The organism is Pedobacter aquatilis, assembly GCF_032678405.1.
Classification (GTDB): domain Bacteria; phylum Bacteroidota; class Bacteroidia; order Sphingobacteriales; family Sphingobacteriaceae; genus Pedobacter; species Pedobacter aquatilis_A.
This window is the reverse complement of record NZ_JAVTSJ010000002.1, coordinates 736,415-754,290: the sequence shown is the minus strand read 5'-3', so window position 1 is coordinate 754,290 and position 17,876 is coordinate 736,415. Positions and strand designations below refer to the sequence as shown.

The window sequence follows — 17,876 nt, the reverse complement described above, 5'->3', positions numbered from 1 at the left end:
CATTAAGGTAAACTAACCACTAAGAAATTTGATATCCAGAGGTATTACTTAAAATTAATTGATTACGATGAGGAAGCGGAATAAAAATATAATTGACAACTAAAATAACGAATCGGATCATGCTTGAATTTAAGGGAAAACCCTGCAGAAATGATGAATTTCTGCAGGGTGAAATAATTATTGTTTAACGGCAGTATAGCTACCGGTTTTACCATCTGCATTAAGCGTTAAGGTTAATTTATAGGTTCCTGCTGTAGCAATTACCACATTTCCAGAGCCTTCGCCTATACTTGTGCCCCAATCGTGGTTTAACCTGAACTTAAGCTCACCCGCAGTTAAAGCGGTGGTTATTGTCCAGCTGTTTTTACCATCATTGATAAATTTCATGTCGGTATCAACGGACCAGTTACTACCTGGAACTGCATTACCAATAATTGACCAAACAAGTGGTGTAATGGTTAAAGTATTTGCATTTAAATCTGCAACCAACTGTTTTGCTCCTTTCGAAATAGAGCTGATATCTCCACCACTGGTACTAATTTTACCACCGCCAGCATCGCCATAAGCAACATTCCAGTTTTTGGCAGGAGTGATCTTGAATTTATCGCCATCAAAAGCAATAATACCAGTATAAACACCATTACCAGTTGCAGAAATTAAACTATCGGCAGTTGCTGGGTTCCAACCTTGATAATTACCAGGAACATAAACCCAGGCAGTTAAAGGGAATGGTCTTGCGCTGATTGTAACCACATTACTGTAAACAGGTGCTGTTGAAGTTGAGATGGATGCTTTGATCCTCACCTCAACATCGGTATTTGCTGTTGTTGAAATGCCTAAAGCTAATAACAGGTTATTAAAATCTAAACCATTGTAAGCTTTGGTTGTTGCTTTTGCATCTAAAATTGCTTCTTTAGGTGCGGCAAAATTTGTTCCTTTTACAGCGAGCTGCAAAGTATTTGAAACTGCTGCCTGGTAACCGAAGTTAGCATCAGTTAGTGTAAAAGTTACTACTGTTGAAGTAAGTTTTGATTTATCTAAAACTACACTCGTTGCCGAAGTTTGTAACGAACCGCCAGCACCAGATGTGGCTACAGCTTTAGTTTCATCTTTTTTACACGACCATAACGACAAAGCAATTAAGCTTAATGCCATGGATTTTAAAAATATTGATTTCATATCTTATAAAATATTAAGATTAATAGCCTGTGTTTTGTTTCAGGTTCGGGTTCGCAATTAAATCTGCTGTTGGCAGCGGATATAAGTTACGGTAAGTTGGTAATCCGGTACCGGCTTTAACACCACCTTTATAAGGCCATAAATAGCCTGCATCGGTATACTTTCCGTAACGTACTAAATCGGTACGACGGTGACCTTCCCAATATAATTCACGACCACGCTCGTCAAGGAAGAAATCGGTAGTTATAGTTGATACATTTCCTGATGTGTTACCATAAGCACGGACACGTAATGCATTTACATATGTTACTGCCTGTGCTACTGTACCACCTGTTCCACCACGCATTACAGCTTCTCCGTAAATTAAATATTGCTCAGCTAAACGGAAAATTGGGAAATCTAAAGAGCTGAATGTTCCATTTAATGACGCAGGTGTAATTCCTGCCGAGGTAACGTTCCTGAATTTAGTTACGCGTAATCCATCGGTAAACACACCAATATCATCAATACCGGTTTTTGTACCGAAGAAAACGCCACGTTTATCTAATGTCCCGTTTGCATCTGGGAACAATGCAGGTAGGTTTGCACGGGTTCTGTTACCGCCCCATCCACCATTTGGCACACCATAAGAAGCAGGATTCATGTCGCCATTAATAGCTGCATTGATGATGAAAGTAGTTCCACCATAGTTTGTTCCGTTTACACCATCATAATTGATACTTAAAATAGTTTCAGGATTGTTCAGGTTATTATCTGCTTTAAACAAATCCATATAGTTTGTCTTTAAAGCATAACCAGCATTGATTACTTTAGTTGAATAAGTAATCGCCTCAGTATATTTTGCCGTACCCGTATAGATATTGGCATTTAAATAAATTCTTGCAAGTAATGCCCAATCAGCACCTTTATCAGCACGGCCATATTCGTTTGTACGAGGCTCGGCTAAATCACCCTCTATTGCTTTTAGTTCTGATTCTACATAACTGAATAAGGCTGCTCTTTGAATTTGTTGAGGAGCAACTTTACCTATTGCATCATTTTCAGTAACAAAAGGCGGGTTACCAAAAGCATCCATTAATACCCAGTATTGGTAAGCACGTAAGAAACGGGCTTCAGCACGGTATCTTGTAATCGCTGCTGCATCAGTACCTGTAATGTTGCGGCTAGCTAATTTTTCAGGTGTACTTTCTCGAAGGAACTCGTTCACAAAAGTAATCTGCAGGATACTTCTTGAGTATAAACCCCTCAAAAATTGATTATCAACACTTGGAGTAGAATAATCAAGTTCAGGAATACCTGTATCTCCCCATGCGCAGATTGCTTCATCAGTTGTTAGCTCTTGTGAAGTCCAGAACAACCTTAAGAAATCGGCGAAACCTGCATTTAAACCACCTACATCACTGTTATCAGAACCTGATGGGCTTGTTAGGGCATAAGTTGCGTAAAGCTTAACCAAACTATTTTTGTACCCTGCCGGAGTTGCATACACTGTTGAGGCAGTAACATCATTAGTTGGTGTTAAATTCAAATCGTTTTTTTTACATGAATTCAAAGACACCAGTAAAACTGCTGATGCCAATATCGTTTTAAATGAATTTCTCATCTCTATTTCTTAATTAAAAACCAACATTTAAACCCAAAGTGAATGTTCTCGGTCTAGGATATAAATTGTAATCTATACCAGAAATCAGCTCAGGATCAACACCTTTGTACTTCGATACGACGAATACATTCTGGCAGTTTGCCGAAATACGCATGGTTGTATTTCCGTTTGGAGAAAGCTTACCTACATTATATGATAAACCCACGTTATCCATTTTTAAGAATGATGCGTTTTTAATGTAGTAATCGCTTAAATATTGACTTGTCTGGAAGCCTGTGTTGTAAATGTCGATACCAGAGTTATTGATAATACCTTGTGTACTTAAAACGTTGTTTTTGATACCAAAATTAGAAGAAACGTTATCATAAATGTAGTTACCAATATTAGCTCTTAAAACAGTGCTTGCAGTCCATTTTTTGTAAGTGAATGAAGTATTAAAACCGAAAGTAAAGTTAGGATCAGGAGATTTGAAGAAATACTGATCACTAGTATTAATTACTCCGTCGCCATTTAAATCTGCATAAACACCTTCTATTGGCGCACCGCTTGCATTATAAACTTGTTTGTAAACAAAGAATGCTCCAGGAATCTGATTAACAGCATTGTATTTTAAGGTTACCCCTGTACCACCTGTTATATCACCGGCAGCAACTTTAGATCCCGGATCAGGGTTTAATGTTAAATTAGTGATTTTTCTTTTGTTATAAGCCATATTGAAACCCAAATCCCAGGTTACGTTTTCTTTCTGAATAGCAACAAAGTTCAAGCTTGCTTCAATACCCTTAACTTCCATATTACCAACGTTAGTAGTTAAAAGGTTACTGAAATTCGTTCCAACAGGGATATTAATTGTGCTTAATAAATCTTTGGTTTTTTTGAAATAAGCATCAACACTACCATATAATCTACCTTTGAAGAAACCATAATCTAAACCTGCATTATAAGTTGTTGTCGATTCCCATTTCAAATCAGGGTCGTAACCAGCAGGACTATAATAATTATAAAAAGTATTTCCTACTTGATATTGTCCTGTGTTACTGCTAGCATAGTATTTAGATAAGTAATCATAGTTACCAATACCATCTTTATTACCTGTTACACCATAACTTAATCTCAATTTCAGATCAGAAACCACTTTACTTTCTTTCAAGAAGTCTTCGCCAGCAACTCTCCATGTAAAGGCTGCTGAAGGGAAATAACCCCAGCGATTATTTTCTGCAAACTTCGAAGAAGCATCAGCACGCATAGTACCCTGTAAAATATATTTGTCATCAAAAGTATAGGTAAACCTTCCGTAATAAGAGAGTAATTTATTTTGCTCAACAGAAAAAGGGAATACCGGTGTTGTTAATAATTCACCTGTACCTTTGTAAGAATTAAAATTGTAATTTTTTACAGCATCATCATAGTAACCATAACCAACTGTTGCATCAAACTTACTTTTAATGCTTTCTACAGTTTTAGCATAGTTTAAATAAAATTCTGAGAACTTATTAACCTCAGTATTTTTTCTGCTCGAATATGAACCACTTGTCGAAGCACTTTGTGCCGCAATCACTGGAACTCTGGTATAACCGTAACCTTTAGATACGTCATAACCTAAGTTTAAGTTAGCATGTAACTCTGGTAAGAAATGGAAAGAGTAATCAAATCTTGCGTTACCAAAGCTTCTTGCAGCATTACCATGATTATCCTGTTGCTCAATTAAAGCAACTGGGTTACGTGGTGCATTTGGATTTGGAACCGTTCCATTAATCCATTCATAATAACCACCGAATTGATTTGCAGCATATACAGGCTTAGTTGGATCAAATTGAATCGCTGCACCAATAGCACCATCATTTGGATATTGAGATTCTGTTAGTGAACCTTTTAGGTTTAAATCGATTTTTAGATGATCGGTAAACAATCTTGGAGATAATGTTAATGCACCAGTTGCTCTTTTCAAATCGCTTCTGATTACAACCCCTTGCTGATCTAAATAACCGGCAGAAACACGGTAAGGAACACCTTTGAATGAACCTGCAATACCTAAGTTATTATCAGTTGTAAAAGCTGTACGATAAATTTCATCCTGCCAGTCGGTACTAGCGGTACCTAATAAAGCTTTTTGTGCAGCACTACCATTTGCGTTTACGTAAGCACGAACCTGATCGGCCGAAAGTACTTCAACCTTTTTGGCAACTGTTCCAATAGAGTTATTTGTGCTGAAGTTAATTTGCGGTGCACCAGAACCACCTTTTTTAGTAGTAATTAAAATTACACCATTCGAGGCTCTTGAACCGTAAATTGCTGTAGCATTTGCATCCTTTAAAACCGTGAAGGTTTCAATATCATTTGGATTGATTAATGACAGCGGACTTGGTGCATTACCGATAGAGTTACCACTGAACGGGACACCATCAACTACGATTAGGGGATCGTTACTTGCGTTTAACGAAGCACCACCACGAATGCGGATTGTGCTACCACCACCTGGAGAACCACCACCTGAAGTAATGTTAACACCAGCTACTTTACCCTGAATTAACTGTTCAGGTGTAGTAATGGTACCTTTTTGAAAATCTTTTGAGCTAACTGTGGTAATTGACCCTGTTAAGTTTTTCTTTTCTGCTGTACCGTAACCGATAACAACTACTTCATTTAATTTTTGTGCATCAGGAACCAGTTGAAAAGTTGCTGTTGCATTTGCTGTAACATTAACGGTTTTATCTAAAGTTTGGTAACCGATAAAACTTGCTGATAATGTTAGGGAGCCATTTGTTAAACCTGCCAGTTTAAAATTACCATCACCATCAGTTGATGTACTTCTGGTTGTTCCTTTTACATAAATGGAAGCACCAGGTAATGGTTGGCCGGTCTCATCAAGCACTTTTCCGGAAACAGATCCAGTTTGTGCTTTTACGATTAATGCTGAGAAAACTAACAGCATCAAAAGCCCCTGTTTTAACAGGTAAAATACTTTCATATTCGAAGCTCGTTTAAGTATAAAAATTTGGTTAAATATTATAGTGATTTACACACTGGACTAATTTACAGAGCGAAATGATAAATCAAAATTTATTTAAAAAATATATTTTGAGGTAAAAACAGCGGCATTATTTTAGACAAAAAAGTTGTCTTTTTTAAACTTTTAATTTTCACATAAATTAACATTGAATTTTACATTAAATTGAATATCAATTAATTACAAATGTTAAATTTTAAAATAAAGTGTAATTTTTACACTAAGCTATTTTTGAAGCTATTTCCGGGAACGTTCCCGATTTTTTCAAGGTCTTCACCTCTGTTTTTTCGGGAACGTTCCCGAAAAAACCACAGAATTCTGCGTAAAATACACTAAGTGAGGATTTTTTTTGATCAAAAACAGCTCTGAAAAAGAGGCTGTTTTTTAGTGTTTTTTTGGTGAATTTGAGGTCGAATTTCTCATGATAATTTTCGACTGTAAAACCTGCTCAGATGGCAGCTTTTTGTCCCCTTTTGAATCAAGAATTTTGAATAACATTTTCGCAGCTTCGGTACCAATTTCGGTAGCCGGCTGGGTTATGGTTGTGAGCGAGGGGTTTAATAACGGAGCGATTTCCAGGCTCGAAAAACTAATCACCTTTAAATCTTCCGGAATAGTGATCCCCAAATCATAACAGGCATAATAGGTGGCAAAAGCCAAACGTTCTACTGATGTAAAAACGCCATCGGGCTTTAACTGGGTTAATGCATTTTTTATGATAATACTGTTTTCTTCGTAACTGTTGCTACAATCAACAATCAATTGCTCATCGAAAGGTATATTATGCTTGGCTAAAGCATCAATATATCCTTGCATACGTGTTTTACCAATGGATAAACTTTTGTTTACAACCAGATACCCTATCCGCCTACAACCTTGTTCAATTAAATGTTCAGTTGCCAGAAAGCTGCTGTCATAGTCATTGGTTATCACCCTTGGTGTTTCAATATCTTCGTAAATCCTATCGAAAAAAACCAATGGCAATCTTTTTGCACCAAATTTATTAAGGTAATTATGATCGTTTGCTTCACCAGAAACCGACATAATGATACCATCAGCCCTGCCGTTATGCAAGTGACGGATGAAGTTTACTTCTTTATTGTAATCATCATCGGTTACATAAATCAAAATATGATACCCATTTTCACGGGCAACACGTTCGATACCATGAATAGCCTGCGAGAAATAATTGTTCGCGAGTTCAGGAACAATTACCGCTATGGTTTTACTTTTCTGCTCTCTTAAGTTACTGGCGTAATGATTAGGCTGATAGTTTAATTCTTTGGCTTTTGCCAAAATGAGCGCTTTAGTCGCAGCGTTAATATCACTGTTATCCCTAAATGCCCTCGAAATAGTAGAAGTAGATAAGTTTAGGGCTTCCGCTAATTTCTTTATATTAATACTATCCATCTGGGATTAAAAGCTAAATATGACTAAAACAACGCCGTAAATATAAAATATTAATAAACGAATGCATCGATATTTTTACAAATCAACCTTAAAATTAAAATGCCCCTTAGGTAGTATGGAAACTCATACTAGCATGTCTGCTACAGGCAGGTTAAAAAATAATCTATATTTATAAAACAAAACTGAAGGTTTAAACATTAATACTGTAAATTATCAAAAAATGTCTTTATTTCAAGAGACAACATAGGGCACTACGAATTAATCAATGGAAAATAAACGAATACTTATTGCAGATGATGATGAAGGTATAGTTGATGCGGTAATTATGATACTGGAAGTAATGGGCTACAATGTAGATTACACCTATGATGGAGGTGCTGTATTGGATGCTGTAAAGAAAAAACCAGATCTGATTCTACTCGATATCTGGATGAGTGGCCATGATGGACGCGACATTTGCAAACAACTTAAAAGCGACCCGGAATATAAAGAGATTCCGATTTTAATGATTTCTGCCAGCCGGGATATCAGACAATCTGCATTAGATGCCGGTGCTAATGATTTTATGGAAAAACCATTTGAAATGGATTCTTTACTAAATAAGGTTACGCATTTGATTAACTAAGTCTACTTTTTCAATTCTTTAAAATAAATAACTTCAGGTAGTTGCCTGAAAACAAATTCGGTTACATGGCATAGCAAGAGTTTGTGGTTAATATAATTTCCTCTAAAATTCTCCAACATATAATCACCACCGCCGCCTAAATTTTCTTCGCGGGCGTAAACCAGGTTTAAAATTTCAGCATCTGGCAAATGTTGGTCAGCCATTAGCAGCTTACATTCATTTCCTGAACTTGCAATCCAATCCAATAGCTGGTCAGCACCTTCTACCATTTGCAAATCGGCGATATTCCCTCCCCATTCCGGGATATCAGCATACCATTCGCCCTTTGTATTTTTATAAAACCTGATGGTTCTTTCCATATTTTGTAAAGAAAAAAAATCTAACGGAATAATCAGGATAAAATCCCGAATTTTAAAAATCCATGTCCGAAGAAAGTCCAGCCATCGTCAGAAAGATTATCCATATAGACATGGATGCTTTTTATGCATCCGTGGAGCAGCGTGATTTTCCGGAATACCGTGGCAAAGCTCTTGTGGTTGGTGGTAAACCCGACAGCCGTGGTGTTGTAGCGACGGCAAGTTACGAAGCCCGGCAGTATGGGATCCGTTCGGCTATGTCATGTAGTAAAGCTTATCAGCTGTGTCCCACGGCAATTTTTGTGTACCCGCGGTTTGATGCCTACACTGCTGTTTCTAAAGCAATCAGGGAAATATTTAGCCGATACACAGATATTATCGAACCGCTTTCGCTGGATGAAGCCTACCTCGATGTTACTGAGGATAAATTAGGTATTGGCTCCGCAATTGATATCGCCAGATCAATAAAAGACGCCATTAAGAACGAGTTGAATTTAACTGCTTCGGCAGGTGTTTCGGTAAATAAATTTATTGCCAAAATTGCATCAGACATGAACAAGCCTGATGGCCTAACTTTTATTGGCCCTTCTAAAATTAAGGGTTTTATGGAAAAACTTCCGGTTGAGAAATTTTTCGGTGTTGGTAAAGTTACCGCCGCCCGAATGAAAGCCATGCAAATTATAACAGGCGCCGACTTAAAAAAACTATCCGAGCAACAGCTCATTGCCCAATTCGGCAAAACAGGTAAATTCTATTACAAGGTTGTACGCGGTATAGATGAACGCCCGGTACAAGCCCACCGTGAAACAAAATCTGTTGGGGCCGAAGATACTTTAGCCGAAGACACTAATGAAGATTCAGTAATGCATTCTTTGCTGCAACAGATTAGCGTAACGGTAGCTAATCGATTGGAGAAATATAATCTCAAAGGCAAAACTGTAACCCTTAAAATAAAGTTCGGGGATTTTAAACAGATTACCCGAAGTCGCTCTTTTTTAAACCCACTTTATAAAGCCGCAGATATTTATACGGAAGCCATTAAACTGCTTCAGGAAGCTGAAATTGGCTTAACGAAAGTACGCTTGCTGGGGATAACGCTTTCTAGATTTTATGATGATGTGAGTCTTGATCAATCAAAAGACAATCAACTCGAATTTGAATTTTAGCGATAAAGAATATCAATTTTGCTACACAAGAACTGTGATTACTTTATTAATATATATTTATCGCAGATTTTCATACATGATTAAAAACTTCTACTTTAAATCATTCTTTATTGCCGCAATGGCTTTGCTGTTTTCCTGCAAATCGCACTTCGATTTGGTTAGGGCAAATAGAAATCAATATGCCATCAACAGTGCGGTACCTGCAGATTCTGCCGTTATCAAAACCTATCTGCCCTACAAATTAAAAATGGATGAGCAGATGAATGCTGTTATTGGCCGAACAGACAGTGCCCTGGTTAAAACCCGAGGCCCTGAATCAAGGCTTGGTAATTTCTTTGCTGATGCATGCCTATCAGAAGCTAAAAAAATTGATAACACAATTGATTTTGCGATGCCCAGCACAACCGGCGGTTTACGAAATAGCTTGCCAAAAGGCGACATCAAACTATCGAATGTTTTCGAATTAATGCCATTTGAAAATGAACTGCTTGTGCTGAAATTAAAAGGGAAAGACGTGCTGGATTTATGTAAATTCATCGCCCAAACTGGAGGTCAGCCGGTTTCAGCACTAAAATTAAAAATTGAAAATAAAGCCCCTGTCGAAATTCTGATAAACGGAAAAGCTTTTGATGTATCCAAAACTTATAATGTTTTAACATCCGATTACATTGCGGGAGGTGGCGACGATTCTTTTGGAATGGCCAATCCACTTGAAAAGAAAGTGCTGAAACTGAAAGTTCGTGATGCGCTAATTCAGTATATTAAAAATCAGACTTCGGCAGGAAAAACTATAACAGCCCAACTAGATGGAAGAATCGTTGCTAATTAACAGAAGAGGCTTTATTAAAGCCGGCGGAATTGCTACAGCAGCAATGGTTGTTGGTAATCCGTTTAATTCGTTTGCAGCAGGCGATGTTAAAAAACTAACTATTCTGCACACGAATGATGTACATAGCCGAATAGAACCGTTCCCCATGGATGGTGGCAGAAATCAAGGCCTTGGTGGCGTTGCCCGCCGTTCGGCTTTAATTAAGAAAATACGTGCGGAAGAGGAACAGATATTATTGCTCGATGCGGGAGATATTTTTCAGGGCACACCTTATTTCAATATGTATGGTGGTGAGCTTGAAATTAAACTGATGAGCCAGATGGGCTATGATGCCGCAACCATGGGGAACCATGATTTTGATAACGGCATCCATGGTTTCTACAAACAATTGCCTAACGCAAACTTTCCGATACTAATCAGCAATTACGATTTATCAAATACCATAATGAATAAATCGACAATGCCTTATAAAATCTTCAAAAAAGGCGGTTTAAAAATTGGAGTTTTCGGTGTAGGGATTGAACTCGAAGGTTTGGTTAACAAGGTAAATTACGGTGATACAGTTTACTTAGAACCTATCCAAAAATCAAACGAAATAGCTTCACTTTTAAAAAATGATTTGAAATGCGACCTTGTAATTTGCCTTTCTCATTTAGGCTACAGCTATCGCGATAAAAAAGTTTCTGATAAGATATTGGCCGCAAGCACAAGGAATATCGATTTAATCATCGGTGGCCACACCCATACTTTTATGGAAGTACCTGAAGACATCAAAAATCTCGATGGCAAAATTACAACCATAAACCAGGTTGGATGGGCAGGTATAAACTTAGGCCGTATCGACTACTATTTCGAGAAGAAAAAAGACACAATCAGCAAAGAATCAACACAATACCAGATAAACAATACAATTTAATTCAAAAAAATACTTAACTTACCTTGTCAGAATTAAAACAAGCTTTCATGAAAGGCATCATCGCAAAAAACGCACATGCACTAACGCAGGAGTTAGACTGGCTGGCGGAAGTTATTGATACAAGTATTAAATTGTATTTCGGACAAGAAAGCCGATACAAAAGCATTTTCGACATTCAGCCACCGGATATGACTTTCGATGAATCTTTTTATGCCGAAATAATTAAAAGGGATCAGACTTCGTTATCAGAAAGAATTGTTTTGTTATTGGCGTTGGCTCCACATGTCAGGCCAGAAATGCTCGACGTATTTTTAATCAGGAATAAAGAACTGGATAGTAACTACACTATATTTGGCGGCGTAAAGGATAATAAATGCAATGGATTTATCCCGACCGGCGAAACCGCTGCTTTTATTTTAGCAATGCATGATCTGGAAAGCAGGTTTGATTTGTTTAACCTTTTCTGTGAAGATCATTATTTCAGCAAAAGAAATATTTTAACCATTGTAAAACCTAAAACTTTCGAACCTTACCTATCAGGCGCATTAATTATTTCATTGGAATATTTGAGTTACTTAACTGTGGGCTTATCTAAATTTACAGCCGTACATGCTGATTATTAAGCTAAACAAGCTCCAGTTTATACCCCTTACCGTGTATATTAACCAGCTGAACAGATGAGTCTTGTTCTAATTTTTTGCGGAGTTTTGAGATAAACATGTCCAGGCTTCGCCCTACAATCACGCCTTCATCTTCCCATATTTCTTTCTGTAACTGGCTCCGTTCAATAATCGTATTAGGCGATTTTGCAAAGATCAGCAACAACTTACTCTCTTTACCTGTAAGCTCAATCGTTTTTTGTGCACCGATCAGCAAGCGTTTTGAAACATCGAATTTTAATGTACCAACACTTAATAAATCATTTTTTTTACCGGGTACTGAAACCTTTTTTCCTTTAAACGATCTGGAAATGAGAAGCCCGAGGAAAGCAATCAGTGGTATTCCCCCGCCAAGCAAATAACCTTTCTGAACCGGTGTAATTCCATTGCCTTTAAATATTAAATCAATACGATAGCAGCTAACTGGCTGTTTTCTACCCGAGCATGGAACAAGATTATCTTTTTCATTTTTCGACATCGAATACCCATATACAACCGCCTTATCCGAGCAGTTTAAAACATTAACGATATAATCATCCGTAAGGTTATTGTTTGCCAGTGTTGCACTTACTATTTTTACGAGCGAATCAGGATGGAAAGTAAAATCCTTTTCAAACCTGATTTGATAATCCGTTTCAGAAACCCTTTTTACAGGAAGTACCCTTGATGTACTGTCGCCAGACTGCAACAGGATTTCGTGCCCGATTTTCCTTAATATAATTTCTCGCTTTGCTAGGTCAAATTCACTTTCGCCGGTAAAACTGAATGCGGCACAACCTATACTGATTAATGCTAAACCTAATGCTGCAATCAGGTATTTACCTTTACTGTTTAAGGATAACATATTACACTTCATTTTGCCGGTATGATTTTACAAAGTTTACAATTTATTTTACAATAATAAAGAAAGCTAACTTACTATTGATGAATAAGTTTGCAAGCAGATATCATTCACAGATTACAATACGGTTTTCCAGTAATGATTAACCCGAATATGAACAATAATTATTTATATCAGAAATTACTGTGCTTTTTACTGCTTTCGCTTTTAACTTCTGCATTAGCTGCACAAACGGCTCCTAAAATTGCTATCGGCGTGAAAAGTATGAAGCTAATCATGCCAAAAGGTACAAATCCTTACACAAATATCCGATTCAGTTTTCAAAGTAAAAATGGCGACATGTGGTTTGCCACAACTGGTGCGGGTGTATACAAGTATGATGGTAAGGTTTTTACAAATTTCACTAAAAAAGATGGCCTTACAGATAACGTAGTGTATTCAATTTACGAAAGCAAAAACGGAAAAATCTGGTTCGGAACCAATAATGGCGTATGTATTTATGATGGAATAAAATTTACCGCATTTCATCTGCCGGGCATGAATAACAAAAGCTTTCTGCCAGATAAAAAATGGTCAGATCTTAAACCCTCTTTAAACTCGCTTAAAGTATTAAAAACTGTTTTGAGCATAGTAGGCGACAAAAACGGAAACATTTGGCTTGGAACCGAAAACATGGGACTATATCGTTACAATGGAAAAACATTTGCAAATTTTAAATACAATGGTAAAAACTGGAATGCCACACCAAATGACAGCTTAATGTACAACGATGGAAATTATCTTAATGGCATACAAACAATTTTGGCAGATAAAGAAGGAAATGTCTGGTTCTCTACTATCGGCAAGGGAGGTATCTTTCGTTTTGATGGTAAGACTTTTAAAGATTTCGCTGAAAGCAAAGACTTAAATAAAGCAGGTGCATTTTGCATGTTAGAAGATAGAAATAACAACATCTGGTTTGGAACAGAACAAAATGGTGTGTTTAAATATGATGGTAAAACAATTACAAACTTTAATGAACAAGATGGTTTTTGCTTTAAAAACATTACCTGCATAACAAAAGATAAGGCGGGCAATATTTGGTTTGGAAGCACACAATTTAATGATTCAGGCAGAAAAGAAGGTTGCATAACCATCTACAATGGCAAAATATTTAAGCGTTTAAATACGAATAAATTAAGTAATACCTCTATATGGAGTATTTATGAAGATAAATCTGGTTATATCTGGTTGGGGATGAGGGCTGCGCAGCTCTACCGTTACGACGGCAAAACTTTCATAAATCTTTCGCAGGCAAATTAAAATATCCTATTCTTGCCGTTAATCTGCAGGAATAGGATACTTTTCTATTGATGCGCTTTAAGCCATTCGAGCCTACGCTGGTCGGGCAGGTGTTTAACCTTAAAGTTTTCGAATTTGGCCTCGAATCCATTACCATCAGGGCTTGCTGCCATTAAGCCAATGCTTACCGGAGCGTTATCTTGCAAAGGCGCATTTCTGGTCATGATATAATTTTTATCATCAAGTGAATAAAAAATTTCAACTGCGTCAAGCCTCCGAACTACCTTAATCCATATAAACGGAGGAGCCTTTTCAAGAGGAAGAACACTCCAGTCGCTCTTCTCATGTGTAACAACCGTACTCACATTAAACTTTCCGTCAACAAACTCCACTCCTGTCTTAATATAATTTTTGTAGTCCGTACGAATCATTAAGCCCATTTGGTCGAATCGGGCTTTGTAAGCACCGGTTAGTTTTACCTTAGCTTCAAATTCACCTCCATAAGTCGTGTAATAAAACGGAGCATCATCCACCGTAAAGCCATAATGCGCTATCCGCCAGTAATCACTGTTTGGTGTAACCTGCATTATTAAACTGTTATTTTTTATTTGCCATTGCTCGGGTTCATTAAACCATTGCATTTTTTCGAGACTTTGAGCCATCAATTTATTCATACTGAAAATCAGCACCAAAGCCAAAAGGATTTTTTTCATATTGATTATTTAAAAGGTTAAGTTAATTCATCATCCTAATTAGTAAGTTCGCAAAGTTATTCACCATTTAAACTCGATTCAATGGTAAAAAATAACCATAGCACAGCCAGAAATTATGCGTGATCTGCTCGATATAAAATTATTTTCTCAGCCATTTAATGTTGACGTTAATCCTGAAGCCAAACTCGATACCGGTAAATACATCGCCCGGATGTATAGCGAACTGGAAAATTGCATTAGTGTACTCAGTGATTTAAAATCGAGAAAAAGCTATATGTATTATGGTGCATTTGCAGAAACATTAGGCCTTAATCAAACGGTAGAAGAAATTAAATCGATATGGGAAGATGAATTACTTAATAAAGTTCATCCCGAAGACTTACAAAAAAAGTATCGCCTCGAATTTCAGTTTTTTCAGTTACTAAACGACATTGAATCAGCGGAAAGAATGGATTATGAGGTTATCACAAAACTTCGTATTAAAAACAGTGATGGAAAGTATATCCAGGTGAAACATCGGTTGCTTTATATAGGCAATTCGGTTGATGGGACTACCTGGCTTGCCTTATGCCTTTACAATCCGATTTATGATCATCCGGAATTTGAAATACCACAGGGATTGATTATTAACAAAAAATCAGGAAAGATTATTAATCACGACCTCGAAAAATTTTCCTCTATTTTATCTGAACGGGAAAAAGAAATCCTCCAGCTCATAAAACATGGTAAACGAAGCAAAGAAATAGCTACTAAACTATCGCTGAGCATTAATACGGTAAATCGTCACAGGCAAAATATATTTCAGAAATTAAATGTTACCAATGCTATGGAAGCTTGCCGGGTGGCCGAAACAACAGGTCTGTTTTAATATTTTTCAGTGCCACTATAAGCATCGGCGATAATTTTTAAATCAAACCTTTTCATGGGCAAATAAGCTTTGGTAACACGTTCAATTTGAGAGGCCGTTCCATTTTTCAGCACTTCTTCCATCAGGGTTGAGCTAATCTGCCAGCTGAGGCCGAACTTATCTTTTACCCAGCCACATTGCTCAGCACCTGGATCTGCAGATAAAAGATCTGAATAATGATTAATTTCCTCCTGATTTTCGCAGGGAACCATAAAAGATACCGCTTCATTAAAAACGAATCCATGCGGATGAGCACTATCCATTGCCGCCAGCCAGGTTTGATTGATATAACAATCGCCATACAATAACGTACCTTTCTTGTCTTCTCCCATATCTTCCGGGCGGGGAGCGATATTGCCCCGTCTGCCATCAGTAAAAACAGAACAATAAAAATCGATGGCTTCGAGTGCCCTTCCGGCAACTTCACCTGTAAATAACAACGAAGGGATAACAACAGGACGATCTTCGCCTTGCGGATTACTTAATATCAGTTGCCAGGATAACCCAAACCGATCCTGAACCCAACCATAATGTTTGCTAAACGGATATTTATCCAGCGGCATCAAAACCTTACCACCATCAGCAAGTTTATTCCAAACTTCATCGAGTTGATCCGCAGCTTTATCATCCTTTGACGGGTCGAAATTAAGAAAAAGAGAAATTGAAGGATTAAATTTAAAATGTGGCCCTGCACTGATTGCCATGAAAGGTTGGCCGGCAATTTCAAAATCTACAATATCGCAATCACCTGATGGTGTATTTTGTATCTGACTAATGAAATTGATTTTAGAATGAGGAAGCAGCGAGGTATAAAATGCTGCAGCCTCTTTTGCCTGGTTATCAAACCATAAATGTATCTTGATAGGTAACATAATATCAGGTATTTATTTAATAAACAGCTAATTAATTTTTTTGTTTATAAAGAATGGTTAATCCTGGATAAAGCAAGATACAAAACAGACAAAATAAAAAAAGCCCCACTCGGACGGAGTGAGGCTTTGCTTGAATTATCAAGCTCCTTCTGCTGGGCTCGAACCAGCGACCCTCTGATTAACAGTCAGATGCTCTAACCGGCTGAGCTAAGAAGGAATTTTTATTCCGGTTATTATATTAAGTTTCGCCAAAATCATTTGACAATTTTTTCATAAAAAATCCCCACATTGCTGTGAGGATTTTTGCTCCTTCTGCTGGGCTCGAACCAGCGACCCTCTGATTAACAGTCAGATGCTCTAACCGGCTGAGCTAAGAAGGAATCCGGCTTTCCATCAAAACGAGGTTTATTAAGCCTTTCAGCAAACATGCCCTTGTTCGTTTTGGGAATGCAATATTAGGGCTTTTAAATTATTTATGCAATATTTGCAGTGAAAAATTTTAAAAAAAATTAAACAAGATTTATATGAGCTTGATAATCATAGGTACTGTAGCTTTTGATGCTATTGAAACTCCTTTCGGAAAAACGGATAAAATTGTTGGTGGAGCAGCAACTTACGCAAGTTTAGCCGCATCTTACTTTTATAATAAGGCAAAAATTGTTGCTGTTGTGGGCGAAGATTTCCACAAAGCCGATATTAATACCTTTACCGAACACGGAATTGATACCGAAGGATTACAAATCAAAGCTGGTGAGAAATCATTCTTTTGGTCGGGAAAATACCACAACGACATGAACAGTCGCGATACTTTGATCACAGAATTAAATGTGTTGGAGAATTTCGACCCGATTATTCCGGATAGCTACCAGGATTGCGAATACCTGATGTTAGGTAACCTGACACCACAAGTGCAACAAACGGTTATTAAACGTCTTAAAAACCGCCCAAAATTAATCGTAATGGATACGATGAACTTTTGGATGGATATAATGATGGACGATTTGCTAGAAACCATTAAATTGGTTGATGTTTTAACAATTAACGATGCTGAAGCCCGTCAATTATCTGGCGAATACTCATTAGTTAAAGCAGCCCAGAAAATCCTTTCTATGGGACCAAAATACCTGATCATTAAAAAAGGTGAGCATGGTGCATTACTATTCCACGAAGATCAGATTTTCTCAGCTCCGGCATTACCATTAGCCGAAGTTTTCGACCCAACAGGCGCCGGCGATACTTTTGCAGGTGGTTTTATCGGATATCTGGCAAAAGTTGGCACAATCAACTTTAACAATATGAAAAATGCTATTATTTATGGCTCTGCCTTAGCATCTTTCTGTGTAGAAAAATTTGGTACAGAAAAATTATTGAACCTTACTGAAGATGAAGTTTCTGCAAGGATTCAGCAGTTTGTAAACCTAAGTTCATTTACAATAGAACTTTAGTTTTATATTTATTGTCACTTTGAGCTTGTTGTAAGTTAAAATGGACTTCAACAAACTCAAAGTGATA

General features: G+C 37.3%; 16 protein-coding genes and 2 tRNA genes. 8 read left to right on the top strand and 10 right to left on the bottom strand.

What is annotated here, in order from left to right; all coding sequences use genetic code 11:
• Window positions 1–177: 177 nt before the first annotated feature.
• The 4 genes from R2R71_RS08810 to R2R71_RS08795 all read right to left on the bottom strand — a co-directional run bounded on the left by R2R71_RS08810 (window position 178) and on the right by R2R71_RS08795 (window position 7,199).
• Complete coding sequence (locus R2R71_RS08810) at window positions 178–1,179, bottom strand: SusE domain-containing protein (protein ID WP_316830895.1); 1,002 nt, start codon at window positions 1,177–1,179, stop codon at window positions 178–180.
• 19 nt (window positions 1,180–1,198) lie between these two features.
• Window positions 1,199–2,782: a RagB/SusD family nutrient uptake outer membrane protein gene (locus tag R2R71_RS08805; protein ID WP_316830894.1), complete on the bottom strand. Its 1,584-nt coding sequence runs from the start codon at window positions 2,780–2,782 to the stop codon at window positions 1,199–1,201.
• A 13-nt stretch (window positions 2,783–2,795) separates the two neighbouring features.
• On the bottom strand, window positions 2,796–5,750 hold the full coding sequence (locus R2R71_RS08800) for a TonB-dependent receptor (protein WP_316830893.1): 2,955 nt from the start codon (window positions 5,748–5,750) through the stop codon (window positions 2,796–2,798).
• 423 nt (window positions 5,751–6,173) lie between these two features.
• Complete coding sequence (locus tag R2R71_RS08795; RefSeq protein WP_316830892.1) at window positions 6,174–7,199, bottom strand: LacI family DNA-binding transcriptional regulator; 1,026 nt, start codon at window positions 7,197–7,199, stop codon at window positions 6,174–6,176.
• 265 nt (window positions 7,200–7,464) lie between these two features.
• Between R2R71_RS08795 and R2R71_RS08790 the strand changes: the two genes are divergently transcribed.
• Window positions 7,465–7,824, top strand: a complete 360-nt coding sequence (locus R2R71_RS08790) for a response regulator transcription factor (protein ID WP_316830891.1) — start codon at window positions 7,465–7,467, stop codon at window positions 7,822–7,824.
• A 2-nt stretch (window positions 7,825–7,826) separates the two neighbouring features.
• Here the strand turns inward: R2R71_RS08790 and R2R71_RS08785 are convergent, their stop codons facing one another.
• Window positions 7,827–8,183: a DUF6717 family protein gene (locus R2R71_RS08785; RefSeq protein WP_316830890.1), complete on the bottom strand. Its 357-nt coding sequence runs from the start codon at window positions 8,181–8,183 to the stop codon at window positions 7,827–7,829.
• 62 nt (window positions 8,184–8,245) lie between these two features.
• On the opposite strand from R2R71_RS08785, the gene dinB reads away from it, so the two are divergent.
• The 4 genes from dinB (at window position 8,246) to R2R71_RS08765 (ending at window position 11,714) form a co-directional block, all read left to right on the top strand.
• Entirely contained in the window at window positions 8,246–9,346 is a 1,101-nt protein-coding gene (gene dinB, locus R2R71_RS08780) for a DNA polymerase IV (RefSeq protein ID WP_316830889.1), read from the top strand.
• A gap of 76 nt (window positions 9,347–9,422) precedes the next feature.
• Window positions 9,423–10,175, top strand: coding sequence for a 5'-nucleotidase C-terminal domain-containing protein (locus R2R71_RS08775; protein WP_316830888.1), 753 nt, complete (start codon window positions 9,423–9,425; stop codon window positions 10,173–10,175).
• Complete coding sequence (locus tag R2R71_RS08770) at window positions 10,153–11,091, top strand: metallophosphoesterase (RefSeq protein WP_316830887.1); 939 nt, start codon at window positions 10,153–10,155, stop codon at window positions 11,089–11,091. Before R2R71_RS08775 ends, R2R71_RS08770 begins: the two co-directional genes overlap by 23 nt.
• A 47-nt stretch (window positions 11,092–11,138) precedes the next feature.
• On the top strand, window positions 11,139–11,714 hold the full coding sequence (locus R2R71_RS08765; protein WP_316830886.1) for a hypothetical protein: 576 nt from the start codon (window positions 11,139–11,141) through the stop codon (window positions 11,712–11,714).
• A gap of 1 nt (window position 11,715) precedes the next feature.
• Here R2R71_RS08765 and R2R71_RS08760 read toward each other — a convergent pair whose 3' ends face one another.
• Window positions 11,716–12,606, bottom strand: a complete 891-nt coding sequence (locus R2R71_RS08760; RefSeq protein WP_316830885.1) for a winged helix-turn-helix domain-containing protein — start codon at window positions 12,604–12,606, stop codon at window positions 11,716–11,718.
• A gap of 138 nt (window positions 12,607–12,744) precedes the next feature.
• On the opposite strand from R2R71_RS08760, the gene R2R71_RS08755 reads away from it, so the two are divergent.
• The gene (locus R2R71_RS08755) at window positions 12,745–13,893 is read left to right on the top strand and encodes a two-component regulator propeller domain-containing protein (protein ID WP_316830884.1); all 1,149 of its coding nucleotides are present in this window, start codon (window positions 12,745–12,747) and stop codon (window positions 13,891–13,893) included.
• A gap of 44 nt (window positions 13,894–13,937) precedes the next feature.
• Here R2R71_RS08755 and R2R71_RS08750 read toward each other — a convergent pair whose 3' ends face one another.
• Window positions 13,938–14,585, bottom strand: a complete 648-nt coding sequence (locus R2R71_RS08750; RefSeq protein ID WP_316830883.1) for a DUF1349 domain-containing protein — start codon at window positions 14,583–14,585, stop codon at window positions 13,938–13,940.
• A gap of 115 nt (window positions 14,586–14,700) precedes the next feature.
• Here R2R71_RS08750 and R2R71_RS08745 point away from each other — a divergent pair, with 115 nt between their 5' ends.
• Window positions 14,701–15,453 carry a response regulator transcription factor gene (locus R2R71_RS08745; RefSeq protein WP_316830882.1) on the top strand — a complete coding sequence of 251 codons (753 nt, stop codon included), beginning with the start codon at window positions 14,701–14,703 and terminating at the stop codon, window positions 15,451–15,453.
• On the opposite strand, the gene R2R71_RS08740 is transcribed toward R2R71_RS08745, so the two are convergent.
• The 3 genes from R2R71_RS08740 to R2R71_RS08730 all read right to left on the bottom strand — a co-directional run bounded on the left by R2R71_RS08740 (window position 15,450) and on the right by R2R71_RS08730 (window position 16,744).
• Entirely contained in the window at window positions 15,450–16,364 is a 915-nt protein-coding gene (locus tag R2R71_RS08740) for a VOC family protein (protein ID WP_316830881.1), read from the bottom strand. The genes R2R71_RS08745 and R2R71_RS08740 overlap by 4 nt on opposite strands.
• A 143-nt stretch (window positions 16,365–16,507) precedes the next feature.
• Window positions 16,508–16,581, bottom strand: a tRNA-Asn gene (locus R2R71_RS08735).
• 89 nt (window positions 16,582–16,670) lie between these two features.
• Window positions 16,671–16,744 (bottom strand) — tRNA-Asn (locus R2R71_RS08730).
• Between the two features lie 144 nt (window positions 16,745–16,888).
• Here R2R71_RS08730 and R2R71_RS08725 point away from each other — a divergent pair.
• Complete coding sequence (locus R2R71_RS08725; RefSeq protein WP_316830880.1) at window positions 16,889–17,809, top strand: PfkB family carbohydrate kinase; 921 nt, start codon at window positions 16,889–16,891, stop codon at window positions 17,807–17,809.
• Window positions 17,810–17,876: the final 67 nt, after the last annotated feature.